The organism is Kitasatospora sp. A2-31, assembly GCF_022288725.1.
Classification (GTDB): Bacteria; Actinomycetota; Actinomycetes; order Streptomycetales; family Streptomycetaceae; genus Kitasatospora.
Genome location: NZ_JAKNTA010000012.1, coordinates 16308 through 30657, shown reverse-complemented (window position 1 = coordinate 30657; position 14350 = coordinate 16308). Strand labels below are relative to the sequence as shown.

13 protein-coding genes and 1 tRNA gene are annotated in these 14350 nt (G+C 75.1%); 7 read left to right on the top strand and 7 right to left on the bottom strand.

What is annotated here, in order from left to right:
• Positions 1-38: 38 nt before the first annotated feature.
• Entirely contained in the window at positions 39-416 is a 378-nt protein-coding gene (locus tag MCM47_RS28920) for a hypothetical protein (RefSeq protein WP_238864629.1), read from the bottom strand.
• Positions 417-665: 249 nt separating this feature from the next.
• Between MCM47_RS28920 and MCM47_RS28915 the strand changes: the two genes are divergently transcribed.
• Positions 666-738 (top strand) — tRNA-Trp (locus MCM47_RS28915).
• 514 nt (positions 739-1252) lie between these two features.
• Here MCM47_RS28915 and MCM47_RS28910 read toward each other — a convergent pair.
• From MCM47_RS28910 to MCM47_RS28900, 3 genes are all read right to left on the bottom strand, one after another.
• The gene (locus MCM47_RS28910) at positions 1253-2512 is read right to left on the bottom strand and encodes an NAD(P)/FAD-dependent oxidoreductase (protein ID WP_238864628.1); all 1260 of its coding nucleotides are present in this window, start codon (positions 2510-2512) and stop codon (positions 1253-1255) included.
• Positions 2513-2673: 161 nt separating this feature from the next.
• The gene (locus MCM47_RS28905) at positions 2674-3477 is read right to left on the bottom strand and encodes an MBL fold metallo-hydrolase (protein WP_238864627.1); all 804 of its coding nucleotides are present in this window, start codon (positions 3475-3477) and stop codon (positions 2674-2676) included.
• A gap of 235 nt (positions 3478-3712) precedes the next feature.
• Entirely contained in the window at positions 3713-4909 is a 1197-nt protein-coding gene (locus tag MCM47_RS28900; RefSeq protein ID WP_238864760.1) for an MFS transporter, read from the bottom strand.
• A 413-nt stretch (positions 4910-5322) separates the two neighbouring features.
• On the opposite strand from MCM47_RS28900, the gene MCM47_RS28895 reads away from it, so the two are divergent.
• Positions 5323-6420 (top strand): DUF5937 family protein, encoded by a 1098-nt coding sequence (locus MCM47_RS28895; RefSeq protein WP_238864626.1) that lies wholly within the window; start codon positions 5323-5325, stop codon positions 6418-6420.
• Positions 6421-6589: 169 nt separating this feature from the next.
• Complete coding sequence (locus MCM47_RS28890; protein ID WP_238864625.1) at positions 6590-7474, top strand: PhzF family phenazine biosynthesis protein; 885 nt, start codon at positions 6590-6592, stop codon at positions 7472-7474.
• Positions 7475-7840: 366 nt separating this feature from the next.
• Here the strand turns inward: MCM47_RS28890 and MCM47_RS28885 are convergent, their stop codons facing one another.
• Positions 7841-8329: a DUF6882 domain-containing protein gene (locus MCM47_RS28885; protein ID WP_238864624.1), complete on the bottom strand. Its 489-nt coding sequence runs from the start codon at positions 8327-8329 to the stop codon at positions 7841-7843.
• A 258-nt stretch (positions 8330-8587) separates the two neighbouring features.
• Here MCM47_RS28885 and MCM47_RS28880 point away from each other — a divergent pair, with 258 nt between their 5' ends.
• Positions 8588-9850 (top strand): aminoglycoside phosphotransferase family protein, encoded by a 1263-nt coding sequence (locus tag MCM47_RS28880; RefSeq protein WP_238864623.1) that lies wholly within the window; start codon positions 8588-8590, stop codon positions 9848-9850.
• A gap of 118 nt (positions 9851-9968) precedes the next feature.
• On the opposite strand, the gene MCM47_RS42690 is transcribed toward MCM47_RS28880, so the two are convergent.
• Both MCM47_RS42690 and MCM47_RS28870 read right to left on the bottom strand, forming a co-directional pair.
• Positions 9969-10250, bottom strand: coding sequence for a ferredoxin (locus MCM47_RS42690; RefSeq protein ID WP_308222507.1), 282 nt, complete (start codon positions 10248-10250; stop codon positions 9969-9971).
• Positions 10251-10348: 98 nt separating this feature from the next.
• Positions 10349-11572 (bottom strand): cytochrome P450, encoded by a 1224-nt coding sequence (locus tag MCM47_RS28870; RefSeq protein ID WP_238864621.1) that lies wholly within the window; start codon positions 11570-11572, stop codon positions 10349-10351.
• 572 nt (positions 11573-12144) lie between these two features.
• On the opposite strand from MCM47_RS28870, the gene MCM47_RS28865 reads away from it, so the two are divergent.
• From MCM47_RS28865 to MCM47_RS28855, 3 genes are all read left to right on the top strand, one after another.
• A complete protein-coding gene (locus MCM47_RS28865; RefSeq protein ID WP_238864620.1) occupies positions 12145-13230 on the top strand; it encodes an S-(hydroxymethyl)mycothiol dehydrogenase in 1086 nt (361 codons plus the stop codon).
• Positions 13227-13889, top strand: a complete 663-nt coding sequence (locus MCM47_RS28860) for an MBL fold metallo-hydrolase (protein WP_238864619.1) — start codon at positions 13227-13229, stop codon at positions 13887-13889. Before MCM47_RS28865 ends, MCM47_RS28860 begins: the two co-directional genes overlap by 4 nt.
• 168 nt (positions 13890-14057) lie before the next feature.
• A partial coding sequence (locus MCM47_RS28855) for a pyridoxamine 5'-phosphate oxidase family protein (RefSeq protein ID WP_238864618.1) occupies positions 14058-14350 on the top strand: 293 nt, incomplete at its 3' end.

The window sequence follows — 14350 nt, the reverse complement described above, 5'->3', positions numbered from 1 at the left end:
CCCCTCGGGCTGGTTGCAGCGTACGTAGTGGAGGACCGTCACAGGCTCGCCCCCGCGTGGGACTGCGGCCGGAACTCGTGGACCACCTCGATGCGGCCGACAATGTGCCGGTTGAACTCGTCCAACTCCTCGGCCGGCACCCACAGCTCGAGGATCGTGCGTCCGCCCGCCGGCTGCACTGGGTAGCGAGCGACGAAGGCGGCGTCGATCTCGAACCTGGTGACGTAGCCGACGCCCGAGGCGGGCACGTTCCAGTCCCGCGCGATCCGGATCGCGTAGTCCTCGTTCAGCACCGGGTAGAAGATCGGCTGCTCGAGCAGGCGAGGCGGCCAGGAGCGCCAGCCCGACGCCTCTACCAACGCCAATTCCTGAGGGCCGGTCGGACGCCATAGCGTCACGGTCTTTGCCTGGCACATCGCGTGCTCTCCTCGGTCCAACGGTTGGGCGCCCACCGTAACCGCACCGCTGACTGGTGACGAGTGGTTTCGAATTCCCAGGCTTGGACACCCTCGCGCAGTGGGCTGCCCGCCTCAATATTTCGCTCGCCCTGTCGGCCACGGCCTCCTACGATCGGTGCATCACCAAGCGTTAAGCGCTGGGACGCAAGCGGGGCTGTAACCCCTGCTCCCTAAGGGATAGCGAGGTTCAATTCCTCGGCAACGCACTGGTCCGTAGCTCAGTTGGAAGAGCAGCCGTCTCCAAAGCGGCGTGCCGCAGGTTCGAGTCCTGCCGGACCAGCAAAGAACCGACCGTTTTCGCGGACCTCTTGAATTGGGCGATCAGCAGAAGCTGGCAGATAGGAGAATCAGAAGCTGTGGCCGTGTTCACCTGGGCGAGCGGGCCACAGTGAGGTTGTGAGGAAGGTCACAGCCAGGGTTGCCATCGCGAACCGCTGCTCACGCGCCTCTCCCGAATGGCGTGTCATGAGCGGGCGTCAGGTGTCATGCGGGGCGGATCGGATAGGCCCTGACCTGCGTGATTCGCACTTGTGAACATCAGTCAGACGCCCGTTCGGCCGCTGGGGGGCAAGTGGCCGTGCGGGTCGTGCGGCCAGGGCTTGGAGGACCCCGTAGTCCGGCGGCCGGACGGGGAAGCGATGGAGAAGCTTCGCTGGGCCTGGGGACGGCCGTTTCTCCCTCCTCGCTGAGGTGTGTACGCCCGCCGGAGGGAGCTTGGCCGCCGAGCCGGTCCCGTTCGTGCGGCTCGCAGCGGGGGTCGGTTGGCTGCTCGTCGGCCAGGGCTCGGTCGGGTCTCAGACCTCGCCGACGGGGATGTTCGGGTTCGTCAGGCGGTCGGCGTCCACTACGCGCTTGGAGACGATCAGTTCGCGGATCGGGTCGGTCACGTCCCAGACGTTGACGTTCATCCCGGCCAGCACCCGGCCGCCGGACAGCCAGAAGGCGATGAACTCGCGGGTGGCCCGGTCCCCGCGGAACACCACCCGGTCGTAGCCGCCGGGCTCGACGTAGCCGGTGTACTCCATTCCCAGGTCGTACTGGTCGGTGAAGAAGTACGGCACCCGGTCGTGGACCGCGTCCTCGCCGAGCATGGCGCGGGCGGCGGTCTGCGGCTGGTTGAGCGCGTTCGCCCAGTGTTCGACCCGCAGGTGGCGGCCGTAGAGCGGGTGGTAGGCGTTGGCCGCGTCGCCGGCCGCGTAGACGTCCGGGTCCGAGGTCCGCAGGTGCTCGTCGGTCTTGATCCCGTTGTCCACCGTCAGGCCGGCCGCCTCGGCGAGTGCGGTGTCGGGCGCGATCCCGATGCCGACGATCACCACGTCCGCCGGTACCGCGGCGCCGTCCGCCAACCGGACGCCGGTCACCCGGCCGCCCTCGCCGGTGAGCTCCTCGACCCGCACGTCGAAGCGCAGCTCCACGCCGTGGTCGCGGTGCAGGTCGGCGAAGACCTGGGCGACCTCCCGGCCCAGGACTCGGAGCAGCGGCAGCTCGGCCGCCTCCAGGACGGTGACCTCGGCGCCCGCCGTCCGGGCGGCCGCGGCGGTCTCCAGCCCGATCCAGCCGGCCCCGATCACCACGACCCGCGCACCGGGCCGCAGCGCCGCCTTGATCCGGTCGCTGTCCTCGACCCGGCGCAGGTAGAGCACGCCCTCCTGGTCGGCGCCGGGCACCGGCAGCCGGCGCGGCACCGAGCCCGTGGTGAGGAGCAGCTTGGCGTACTCGATCCGGCCGTCGTCGGCGAGTCGTACCGTGTGCGCGGCCGGGTCGACGGCGACGACGGCGGTGCCGAGGCGCAGCGTCACGTCGTGCTCGGCGTACCACTGCGGCGGGTGGACGTAGATCTTCTCGCGCGGGGTCTTGCCGAGCAGGTAGCCCTTGGAGAGCGGCGGCCGCTCGTACGGTCGCTCGTGCTCGTCGCCGATGAGGACGACGCCGCCCCCGTACCCTGCCTCGCGCAGCGCCTCGGCGGCCTTGGCGCCGCCGAGGGAGGCACCGACGATGACGATCGGCCGCCCGTCCCCACTGCCGCCGGCCGTTCCCGCTGTCCCCGTGCTCATGCTGAACCCCTCGTTCTCCGGCCGGAATCACCGACAGACTGCCGCCGGGCGGGGGGAGTGTCGAGGGCAGGCGGGGCGCGCCGCGCCAGGCTCCCCCGAACGGGTGAAGCGCGCGGTGGCGGGGGTTCGGCCCGGGACGGGGGCCCGGGGCAGGGGCCGGCTCAGCCCCAGGTCAGCTCACCCTTGGCGACCTTCGTCCCGAGGTCGACCGCCAGCGGCATGCCCAGCCCCGGGAAGCGCCGTTCCAGTGCCTCCCTGGCCGCCGCGGCGTCCGGGGCCCGGCCGATCTCGGTCTCGAAGGCCCGCAGGTAGTCGCGGGTGTGGTTGATCGCGGTGGAGTCGGTGGGCGCTCCGGCGGTCCGGTGCCCGGCGACCACGAACTGGGGCTCCAGCGCCTCCATGCCGTCCAGCAGGTCGATCCACGCGGCCCGTTGGGCGGGCGTCGGCGTGTCGGCGGTCCACACGTGCAGGCCCTCGAAGAGCAGGACGCCGCCCAGGATCGTGTGGTGGTGGTGCTGCCAGAGGTAGTGCCGCTCGGGGAGGTGGAAGTCGGCGCCGCGCAGCTCGAACCGGTGGCCCTCGAAGACGATCTCGTCGGTGTGCATCGGCTCGGGGCGCACCAGCCGGGTCGGCAGCTCGGGCCCGAGGTGCGACCAGGCCCTCAGCTTGGCGTCGAAGGTCTCCTGGATGTGGCCCACGGTGGCCGCCGTGGCCAGGAACCGGGCCTGCGGGAAGGCGTCCTGCACCTCCTGCGCGCCGAAGTAGAAGTCGGGGTCGCCGTGGCTGACGAAGACGGTGGTCAGCCGCTTGCCGCTGGCCCGCACCCGCTCGACCAGCCGGCGCCCGTCCGAGCGGGTGAACCCGGCGTCCACGAGCAGCGCGTCGTTGGGGCCCGTCACCAGCACGGACGTCTTGTTGAGCGAGCTGTCGGGCGTGTCGATGACCTCGAAGTCGAGGGAGCTCATGCGCGGTCCTTCCTCGGGCCGGCCCGGCCGCCGAACACCGGGCACGCGTCGCGGCCAGCATCGGTGACCGCCGGACCTCCCGCACCTCGGACGGAGCCGGAGGAGGGGAGCGGCCGGCGGTGTGTCCGGGGACGTGGGCGGGCGCGGGTGGAGGGGCGGGTGGGCGCGGGCGGGGGCCACGGCCGGCGCGGGCACGGGCGGCGGCCACGGCCGGCGGGCGCGGGCGGGGCGGCCCTCACGCTGCCGGGGCCAGCCGGGCCACCGCGGCCGCCGCGAGCAGCGTGGCCCCGGCGAGGGCGGGCCAGAGCACACCCGGTCCGGCGGCCAGCAGCGCGGTCAGCACCGCCGGTGCGAGCGTCTTGCCGAGGCCGGTCGCCAGCTCCCAGCGGGCGAGCGCCCGGCCGAGCAGTCCGGGCGGGGCAGCGGCCGCGACCAGGGCCGTTCCGGCGCCGCTGTAGAGGATCTCGCCGAGCGTGAAGATCACCGAGACCGCCGCCACGGCAGCCGCACCGCCGGTGCCGCCGAGGGCTCCGGCCGCCCAGAAGCCGAGGTAGGAGAGGGCGAGGACGACGCCGGAGGCGGCCAGGACGGCACGGCGCGAGCGCTCGGCGAGGCGGAGCACCACGGCGAGCTGAAGTGTGATCACCAGTACGGTGTTGCCCACGAACACGCCCGAGGACCAGGCCGCGGAGGCGTGCAGGTGGAGCACGAGCAGGGCGGGCAGGGCCACCTCCAGCACGTCGAAGCTGAAGGCGTAGGGGAGGTTGGCCACGCTCAGCAGCGTGATCCGGCGCAGCGCCGGGTCGGCCGGGGCCGGTCCCGAGCCGGCCGCTGGCTCGGGACCGGCCGTCGCCGGGGCAGCGGAGACGCTGGGTCCGGTGACGCGGAGGGAGTGGACCAGCAGCGCCGCCACCAGGCAGGCGCCGGCCGTCAGCGCGGCGAGGGCACGGACCGCGCCCGTCCCGCCGGCCACCGCGAGCGTGGCGAGCAGCGCGCCCGCGCCCAGGCCGGCGTTGCGCAGCGTCCGGCCGGCCGCCAGGGCGGCGTCCCGGGTGCGGCCGGTGGTGAGGGTGCTGACCACCGCCGCGTGGGTGGCCGGCCAGGACTGGCTGCCGATGCCGAGCAGCACGGCGGCGGCCGTGAAGCCGACCGGCCCGTCGGCGCCGAGGAGCGCGGCCGACCCGGCCGCCCGGACCAGCAGGGTGGCCGCCGCCGGCAGGCTGCGCGCGCCGCGGTCGATCCAACGGCCGGTCAGCGGCAGGACCAGCAGGCCGGCCAGCATGCCGGCGGACAGCGCCAGCCCGGCTGCGCCGGCACCGAGGTGCAGCACTCCGATGCCGTAGAGCAGGAGGAACGGTCGGAGCAGGCCGGCCCCGAGCGCGTCGACCAGCAGCGCGGCGGCGTAGCGGCGCCCGCCCGCAGCTGTGAGCATCCCGAGCACGGCGGCGGGGCGCCGGCGGTCGGCGGCACCGCGCCGGGCCGGCCCGGGCGGTTCGGCAGGCCCGGTCGGTCGGATGGGTGCGGTGGGTGCGGTTGGCGGGGTCGGTTCGGTCGGTTCGGTCGGCGGATTCGGTTCGGTCGGCCACGCGGGCCCGGTCGGCCACGCCGGCCCGGTCGGTTCGGCGGGTCCGGTCGGTTCGGAGGGTCCCGTCATCGGCTCGGCGAGGTGCGGGGCGGGCCCCGGGGTGCTCGCGGGCTCGGCGAGCGCCGGGGCGGCGGCGGGTGCTTCGGTGGTCGGGTGCATGCCCCGTACCGTCCGCCCGTCCACCGGCTCCGGGCACGTCGATTGACGAGTCGCGTCAATCGACGCAGACGCCGTTCGCGCGGGCTGGCAGGATCGGCTCCGTGAGCCTGACCATCGACCTCGCCGCCCTGCCGGACGAACGCATCCACTTCACCCCCTCGCCGCTTGCCGAGCTGAGCGCGATGCTGCACGTCCTCGGCGAGCCCGCGCACCACCCCGCCCTGCACGGCTGGGCGGTGAGCACCGCCGCGGCGATCGCGCCCGAACTCTCCGAGCGCCTCGCCGAAGCCGACTTCCTCTGGCGCTCGTCGCGCGCCGACTTCCTCGTCCCCGGCGTGCCCGGCGCCACCCTGGCCGAGGAGCTGGACGCGGTCGACCGGATCGACGACGAGCTGTACGTGCGGGCCGCGGTCATCATGAGCTGCGGCGCGTCGCGGCTCTCGCACCGGTTCGACTCGCCGCTCACCGACCCGGCGGCGCAGGAGCGGGCCCGGGAGCTGGCGCTCGCGCGCGGCCCCCGGCAGGCCGCCTTCGCCGACCGGCTGTTCGACGACCCGCCGGCCGTCCGGTCGATGGTCCGGCGGATGCTGGAGGAGTGTCAGGAGGCGTTCTTCGCGGACGCCTGGCAGCGCGTCCTGCCGGACCTCGCGGCCGACGCCCGGCACAAGACCGACCTGCTGGTGCGGCACGGCGCCGGGGAGGCCCTGGCGGCGGTGTCGCCCTCGATAGCGCTGGAGGCGGACCCGGGCGGCCGGCGCCGGATCGTCGTCGACAAGCTGCAGGACAACACCACCAGCGCCGCTGCCGCCGGCGGAGTGACGTTCGTCCCGACCGCGTTCGGCCGCCCGCACCTGCTGGTGGTGTCCGCGCCCGGGTGGCGCCCGGTGGTGCAGTACCCGCTCGCGCAGCCCGGGGTGCCGGAACCGATCTCGCTGGCCGTGATGCAGCAGCGCCTGGAGGCGCTGGCCCACCCCGTCCGGCTGCGCCTGGCCCGCACCATGGCCCGCGGGCCGCACACCACGACCGAGCTGGCGGCGGCCTGGGACCTCACTGCGCCGGAGGTGTCGCGGCACCTGGCCGTGCTGCGCAAGGCCGGACTGCTCACCACCCACCGTCGCGGGCGGTACATGCTGTACCAGCTGGACCTGGCCGGCAGCGCCCGGCTCGGCACCGACCTCCTGGAGGCCGTGCTGCGCTGAACCGCGCCGCCCGGGCCCGCCGTCCGCGCCCGTCGCCCGCGTCCGCCGCCCGCGTCCGCCGCCCGCGCCGCTCCGACCGGCCCGGGCAGCGGCGGCGCGCCCCGGGAATCGCCCGGTGCGAGCGGGTGCAGCCGGGAACAGCGAGACGGGGGGATGCGTTCGACCGGGCATGACCAGTGATGCCGTTTCCGCGCCCACCTCCGCCGCCGGTCCCGAGGTCCTGCGCTACACCGCCTTCGCCACGGAGCCGACCGGGGGCAACCCGGCCGGAGTGGTGCTCGACGCCTCCGGTCTCTCCGACGAGCGGATGCTCGCCATCGCCGCCGAGCTCGGCTATTCCGAGTCGGCCTTCCTGGTCCCCGGCGCGGCCGAAGGCGCCTACACCGTGCGGTACTTCAGCCCGTTGGCGGAGGTGCCGTTCTGCGGCCACGCCACCGTGGCCTCGGCCGTGGCGCTCGCCGAGCGGCACGGACCCGGCGCGTACGTCTTCGTCACCCGGGCCGGCGAGGTGCCGATCGAGGTGGAGAAGGACGCCGACGGCGTGCTGCGCGCCACCCTCACCAGCGTGGAGCCCCACGTGGAGGAGATCGGTGAGGCGGACGTCGCGGAGGTGCTCGCCCTGCTCGGCTGGTCGGCGGACGAGCTGGACGCCTCGCTGCCGCCCCGGGTCGCCTTCGCCGGTGCCCGCCACCTCGTACTGGCAGCCGCCACCCGCGACCGGCTGGCCCGCCTGGACTACGACTTCGACGGCCTCGCCGCCTTCATGACGGCCCGGGACCTCCTCACGCTGCAGCTCGTCTGGCGCGAGAGCGAGCACGTCTTCCACGTCCGTGACCCGTTCCCGGTCGGCGGCGTCGTCGAGGACCCGGCCACCGGCGCCGCGGCCGCCGCCTTCGGCGCGTACCTGCGCGAGCTCGCGGCCGTCGCCGCGCCGGCGGTCCTGACCCTGCACCAGGGCGAGGACCTCGGCCGGCCGGGCGTGCTCCGGGTTGAGCTCCGCGAGGAGGACCGCCGTGTCCGGGTGTCGGGCGCGGCGGTGGTGATCGCCGGCTGACCGGCGGAAGCGGGGCCGGCGCCGCGGCCCACGGCCGAGGCTACGGCCCCGCGCTCACCCGTGCGGAGGAGCTCCAGCAGTGCCTGGGAGCCGTGGAGCTCCACGAAACCGACGACGCGCCGCAGCCGGTCGAAGCTCGTGACGTTGTTGCCTGTCAGCCGCACCGACGCGGACCGGCCCTGCCGCCGGGCGTGTGCGGCCTGGGAGAGCCTGCTCCACTGGTTCTCCATGTCGCGGTAGTCCACGCCCAGCTGGTAGTTGGTGAAGCCGTTGATGTTCCCGTACACCCGAGAGGTTGTCGGCCCCCTGCAGGAACTCCGCGACCGGCCCGCCGGCCGCGCGAACGGGCCGGGCGCCGGCTGCACGTCACCGGTGCTCGGCAGCCAGCGTCAGATCATGGACCAGGAAGTGGAGTTGCACGTCGTCCAGGGACTCCGCCCAGAGGCCCTCGGCGTCGAGCACCGCGGCCGCGACCATCCGTGCCTCGGCCACGAGCTCCGGATGGTGGTCGAAGCGCGGCCACGGCAGGACGGGGTAGCCGTTCACCTCGCCGAACCGGCGCACCTTCTCGATGTCGCCCAGGGCCGCCCGCGGCAGGGAGTCGTTCGCCCAGGACCAGAGCCACGTCCGCCGGGAGAGGCTGACGCTGCCGATCATCGTGAGCCGACCGGCGAGGAATACCGCCCCGCCGCGCGACCAGGTGATCCGGGCGTCGTCCAGCGACCAGTCGTACTGCACGTCACCCGACAGCCCGTAGCGCTCGATCATCCGGGACTGGCGAGAGCGGGCACGCTCCCGGGCGGCGAGCACGACCTCCTCCCAGCCGGAGTGGTCATGCTTCGGGCGGTCGTCCACCGTGCCTCCTCGTAGGGATCCGTCCGCGCGATCCTCTCACCCGGTCACCGGTCCCGGGCCGGTGGGTCGGGGCGGAGAGTCCGGTGTTCGCGCTGGTCAGAGTGGACGGGCGCCGTCGGGCGGTGCCGAGCACGCGTCCGGCCGCCCCGCTGGTGGGCGGGGCGGCCGGCACGGGGAGAGGTGGGTCGGTGACGATCGGTGGCGCAGCTCGCCGAATAATCGGTCGCGTGCCGTGGGACGGTGCGAGATCCTGCGCGGATGCAGCGAGCGGAGAACCGGACGGTCAGCATCCACCTCACCCACAGGGGCGAGTACTTCGGGCCGGTCGGCCCGTTCGAGGTGGACGGGGGCTTCTGGTCCTCCGCCGCGCCGGTGGTCGAGCGGGTGGCCGCGGAGCTGGGGGTGCCCGCGGTGGTGCTCCGGCTCGCGGACGCGCCGGGTGACGGCGCCGGCCACGGCGGCCACGTGGTCTACCACGTCGAGGCGCTGGAGCGGCCGACCGGCCTGGTGCCGCGTCAGGCGACGCCGGAGGTCGCCGCGTTGCTCGGCCCTGCCGAGCGGCGGGCTGGCTGGGCCACGCTGCCCGGCCTGCGCGCGGCGCTCGAGTGGGCCGAGCGGTCGCTGGACCGGGCGGGCCGTCCGGCGGTCGCGCCCGCGGAGCAGATCCGGACGTGGAACCTCTCGGGCCTCTTCCGCTACCGCACCGCGAGCGGTACCGACGCCTGGCTGAAGGTGATCAACCCGGCGTTCAACGCCCGCGAGGGCGAGGTGATCGCCCTGTTGGGCAGCGCCGACCCGACGCTGGTCCCGCCGGTCATCGGCGCCGCCCCGGAGCACGGCATGCTGTTGCTGGACCACGTGCCCGGGGAGGACCTGTGGGGCCCGTCCGCCGAGGAGGTCACCGCCGTCGTGCCCCGGCTGGTGGCCGCCCAGGCGGCCCTCGCCGCCGACGGCCGGGCCGTCGCGGCGGGGCTGCGCGACCGTACCCCGCGCGCCCTGCTCGCCCAGGTGGACGCGCTGCTCGACCGCCTCGGCGCCGCGTCCGGTTGCGACCTGACGGCCGACGAGCTCGCAGCGGCCCGGACGCTCGCCGCGCGGCTGCCCGGGCTGGTCGAGGAGCTGGCCGCCTGCGGGCTGCCGGAGACGCTGGTGCACGGCGACTTCCACCCCGGCAACTGGCGCTCCGACGGCGCCAGCGCGGTGGTCGTCGACTACGCCGACTCCTGCCTCGGCCACCCGGCCATGGACGGGCTGCGCCCGCGCCAGTACGTCGACGGGGAGCGGTGGGCGCAGCTGGCCGCGGTCTGGGCCGAGGCGTGGCGCACGCACGCTCCGGGCTCGGACCCGGAGCGCGCGCTGCACCTGATCGAGCCGCTGTCCCACTTCGCCTACGCGGTGCGGTACCAGGAGTTCCTGGACCACATCGAGGACAGCGAGCGGCCGTACCACGAGGGCGACCCGGAGAGCGAGATCCGTGCGGCGCTGGCCTGGGCCGCGGCCGACGGCGCCGGCGCCGCCTGATCGGCCGGGCGTGTCGTCGGCGTCGTGGGCCCGCCCCCCCAGCCGGGGCGGGCCACGACACCGTGTCCGAGCGAGGGGCGCTCCGGCGAGCCGGCGAGCCGGCGTGCTGGTGGGGCCGTTACGGGGACGGGGCGATCCGGCGGCCGTCACCGGCCGCGTACAGGGCCAGCGCCTCGACCGGGCAGTAGTCGACGGCCTCGGCCAGACGTTCCGTCAGCGGCTCGCCGGGGCCGGGCCCGCCACCGGCGGTGTTCTCGCCCCCGGTGGAGTCCCCTCCACCGGCCGGGGCGGCCTGTCGGAGCGGGCGGGCCAGGCCGTCGGCGCCGAGCTCCAGGGAGCCCGGCGCGGTGAGCGCACACATGCCCGAGCCGATGCAGCGGTCACGGTCGACCCGGACCACCACCCGTTCGGCCGCCGTCGGCGGCTCCGCCGCGCGCCCGGGTGCCCCTGGCCCGATCGCTGCCCCGGGCCCTCCGGCCGGCCCGGTCGGGTCCGCCGTCACCAGGCGGCCGGCAGGCTCTGCGGGCTGCGGGTCAGCAGACCGCGCCGCCAGTCGAGGGACTCCACCGGCTCGGTCAGCCGCAGCGCGGGCAGCCGGCGGGCCAGCCGGTGCAGGGCGAGCTCCAGCTCCATCCGGGCGAGCCAGGCCCCGAGGCAGTGGTGCGGTCCGGCGCCGAAGGTGAGCAGCGGGGCGGCGAGCGGGGCGAAGAGCTCGGTCGTCAGGTCGCCGGTGAAGAGCCCCGGGTCGTGGTTGGCCGCGCTGGTGTCGGCGGCGACCACGCTCCCGGCCGGTATCGCCACGCCGCCGATCTCGACGTCCGTGACGGCCCGCCGGAGCAGGCCCGGCAGGTGTTGGCCGTCCCCCAGCGGGACGGCGCGCAGCAACTGCTCGGTGGCCGCGGTCGCGCTCTGCTCGTCCGAGGCGAGCCGCTGCCAGGCGTCCCGGCCGTCGCCGAGGAGGTAGACGAGGGCGTTGCCGAGGGTGGTCATGGTGGTCTCGTGCCCGGCCACCACCAGACCGATCACCAGCGAGACCAGTTGCCTCTCGCTGATGTCGCCGCTCTCTTCGGCGGCCGCGAGCAGCCCGCTCACCAGGTCGTCGCCGGGGGAGGCCCGGCGCTGCGCGATCAGCTCGGCGCCGAAGGCGGCGAAGTCGGCGAGCGCTGCCGCGACCGCCTCGGCGGAGTGGGCGGTGGTGGAGAGTGCGTGGTCGCTCCAGTGCGCGAGGCGCTTGCCGTCGAGGCCGTCCAGTCCCATCAGCTTGCTGATCACGGCCACCGGCAGGGGCCGGGTGTAGGCGGCGACGAGGTCGACGGGCGAGCCCTGGTCGATGAGCTCGTCCAGCAGGTGCTCGACCACCGAAGCCACCCAGGGCCGCCAGCGCTCGATCGCGCGCGGGGTGAAGGCCCGCTGCACGGTCCGGCGCAGCCGCTGGTGGTCGGTGCCGTCGAGGTTCAGCATGGCCTCCGGGTCGTCCAGGATGTTGGGGACGAGCGAGACCGCGGGCGCGTCCGGCGCGTACAGCGCGGCGCGGCCCATCCGCGGGTCGGTGAGCACCTGGCGGACGTCGGCGTGCCGGCTGACCAGCCAGACCGGGGTGCCGGTGGGCAGCTTGCCGAGCCGCGGCGGGCCGGGTGCGAGGAGGCGCAGGCAGTGCAGCGGGGGCAGCGGCGCCGCGGCGTCCGCGGCGGTCGGGGCGGTGGCACTGTTCTCGGCGGACATCCGTACTCCAGACTCCAGGGCGGTGGGCCACGCGGGGCGGCCCGGCGGGGGGTGGATCCGGGGAGGTGCGCGGGGACGGCTCGGACGGGTTGGGTCCGGGGAGGCACGCGGGCACGCGTCGGACGGGGTCGACCAGGGGGCGAGCCCGGTGACGGGCGGGGCGAGCGGACGGGGCGCGTGGGTCGGACGGGTCGGGTTCGGTACGACCGTACGTGGGCGCCGCGCCACAGTCAGCAACGAATCCAGCCAACGCCGGAGGACCGGGGGAGGATGACGGGCGCTCGGTTCGGCCTTCGCGCCCCTGCCGAGCCGGGGACCGGCCGGTGGCGGCGCCGGAGGTTGAACGGCGACGGAACGGCGGCGGGCTCGGAGGTGGAACGGCGACCGAACGGGGCAGGACCGAGGGCGAAGCGGTGGCGATCCGGATCGCCCCGGCCGTTCGCCGGTCCCGGCCGGGCTCGGACGATACGCTTCGTGGGCAGCTCGTTCGACGCCGGCCGACACACGTCGGCACAGGTCGACGCAGGTCACGCCGGGTGCAGAGCCGCCCCGGCCGACGGAGGTGGAATCTGATGGCCCAGCAGGTCAAGGCAGTCATCGCGCGTGCCAAGGGCGCGCCCGTGGAGGTGACGACGATCGTCGTGCCCGACCCCGGGCCGGGCGAGGCGGTGGTCCGGATCCAGGCCTGCGGCGTCTGCCACACCGACCTCCACTACCGTGAGGGCGGCATCAACGACGAGTTCCCGTTCCTGCTCGGCCACGAGGCCGCGGGCATCGTGGAGTCGGTCGGCGAGGGCGTGACCGAGGTCGGGCCCGGCGACTTCGTCATCCTCAACTGGCGTGCGGTCTGCGGCCAGTGCCGCGCCTGCAAGCGCGGGCGCCCGCAGTACTGCTTCGCCACCCACAACGCCGGGCAGAAGATGACCCTGCTGGACGGCACCGAGCTCTCCCCGGCCCTGGGCATCGGCGCCTTCGCCGAGAAGACCCTGGTCGCGGCCGGCCAGTGCACCAAGGTCGACCCGGCGGCCGAGCCGGCCGTCGCAGGCCTGCTGGGCTGCGGGGTGATGGCGGGCCTCGGTGCCGCGATCAACACCGGCGGCGTCGGCCGGGGCGACTCGGTCGCCGTGATCGGCTGCGGCGGGGTCGGCGGGGCGGCCGTGCTCGGCTCCCGGCTGGCGGGCGCGGCGAAGATCATCGCGGTGGACATCGACGACCGCAAGCTCGCCGGCGCGCAGCGGCTGGGCGCCACCCACACCGTCAACTCCCGCACCACGGACCCGGTCGAGGCGATCCGTGCGCTGACCGACGGCAACGGCGCGGACGTCGTGGTCGACGCGGTCGGCCGCCCGGAGACCTACACCCAGGCGTTCTACGCCCGCGACCTCGCCGGCACCGTCGTCCTGGTCGGCGTGCCGACCCCGGAGATGAAGCTGGAGCTGCCGCTCCTCGACGTGTTCGGCCGCGGCGGCGCGCTCAAGTCCTCCTGGTACGGCGACTGCCTGCCCTCGCGGGACTTCCCGATGCTGATCGACCTCTACCTCCAGGGCCGCCTGGACCTCGGCGCCTTCGTGACCGAGACCATCCCGCTCGACGGCGTCGAGCAGGCGTTCGCGCGCATGCACGAGGGCGACGTGCTCCGCTCGGTGGTGGTCCTGTGAGCGGCGCGGCCCAGGACGCAGCGGCCGCCGGCGCGGCCCGGATCGACCGGCTGGTCACCGCCGGCACCTTCGAACTCGACGGCGGCAGCTGGGAGGTGGAGAACAACGTCTGGATCGTCGGTGACGACGCCGAGGCCGTGGTGATCGACGCCGCCCACGACGCCGACGCCATCGAGGCGGCGCTCGGCGGCCGCCGGCTGCTGGCGATCGTCTCCACCCATGCGCACAACGACCACGTCGACGCCGCACCGGAGCTCGCCGGGCGCACCGGCGCGCCGATCCTGCTGCACCCCGACGACCTCCCGTTGTGGAAGCTCACCCACCCCGACCGGCTTCCGGACGGCGAGCTCGCCGACGGGCAGCGGATCGAGGTCGCGGGTACCGCGCTGACCGTGCTCCACACTCCCGGCCACGCGCCCGGCGCGGTCTGCCTCTACGCGCCGGACCTCGGCACGGTCTTCACCGGCGACACGCTCTTCCAGGGGGGTCCGGGTGCCACCGGCCGGTCGTTCTCGCACTTCCCGACCATCATCGATTCGATCCGCGACCGCCTGCTGACGCTCCCGCCCGGGACGGTGGTCCGCACCGGGCACGGCGACCCGACCACGATCGGGGACGAGGCCCCGTCCCTGCCGGACTGGATCGCCCGCGGCCACTGAGCCGCGCCGCTCGTCCGCGGCCCGCCCCGGCCCGCCGCGGCCCGGGCGGACGGATCGCCCGTCCGCCCGGTGCCCGCGTACCGGCGCCCGTCCGCCCCGGTGCCCGCGTACCGGCGCCCGTCCGCCCCGGTGCCCCCGTACCGGGGCGGACGTCGTACGATCGCGGCCATGGCCCATGATCCGCGCGACCTCGACGACGCCTTCCTCGCCTTCTGGCGCGAGCGCCACATCGCCACCCTCACCACCGCCCGCCCGGACGGCTCGCCGCACGTGGTGCCGGTGGGGGTGACGTACCAGCCGGAGACCGGCGTCGCGCGGGTGATCAGCAGCCGGACCAGCCGCAAGGTGCGCAATGTGCTGGCGGCCGGCGAGGCCGGGATGCGGGTGGCGGTCTGCCAGGTGGACCGGGCCCGCTGGTCGACGCTGGAGGGCGTGGCCGTCGTCCGGGACGCGCCGGAGGC

Excerpts from the sequence above, each read along its gene's own strand:
- MCM47_RS28920 (WP_238864629.1), bottom strand. The coding sequence starts at position 416 with ATGTGCCAGGCAAAGACCGTGACGCTATGGCGTCCGACCGGCCCTCAG.
- MCM47_RS28910 (WP_238864628.1), bottom strand. The coding sequence starts at position 2,512 with ATGAGCACGGGGACAGCGGGAACGGCCGGCGGCAGTGGGGACGGGCGG.
- MCM47_RS28905 (WP_238864627.1), bottom strand. The coding sequence starts at position 3,477 with ATGAGCTCCCTCGACTTCGAGGTCATCGACACGCCCGACAGCTCGCTC.
- MCM47_RS28900 (WP_238864760.1), bottom strand. The coding sequence starts at position 4,909 with ATGCTCACAGCTGCGGGCGGGCGCCGCTACGCCGCCGCGCTGCTGGTC.
- MCM47_RS28890 (WP_238864625.1), top strand. The coding sequence starts at position 6,590 with ATGACCAGTGATGCCGTTTCCGCGCCCACCTCCGCCGCCGGTCCCGAG.
- MCM47_RS28880 (WP_238864623.1), top strand. The coding sequence starts at position 8,588 with ATGCAGCGAGCGGAGAACCGGACGGTCAGCATCCACCTCACCCACAGG.
- MCM47_RS28870 (WP_238864621.1), bottom strand. The coding sequence starts at position 11,572 with ATGTCCGCCGAGAACAGTGCCACCGCCCCGACCGCCGCGGACGCCGCG.
- MCM47_RS28865 (WP_238864620.1), top strand. The coding sequence starts at position 12,145 with ATGGCCCAGCAGGTCAAGGCAGTCATCGCGCGTGCCAAGGGCGCGCCC.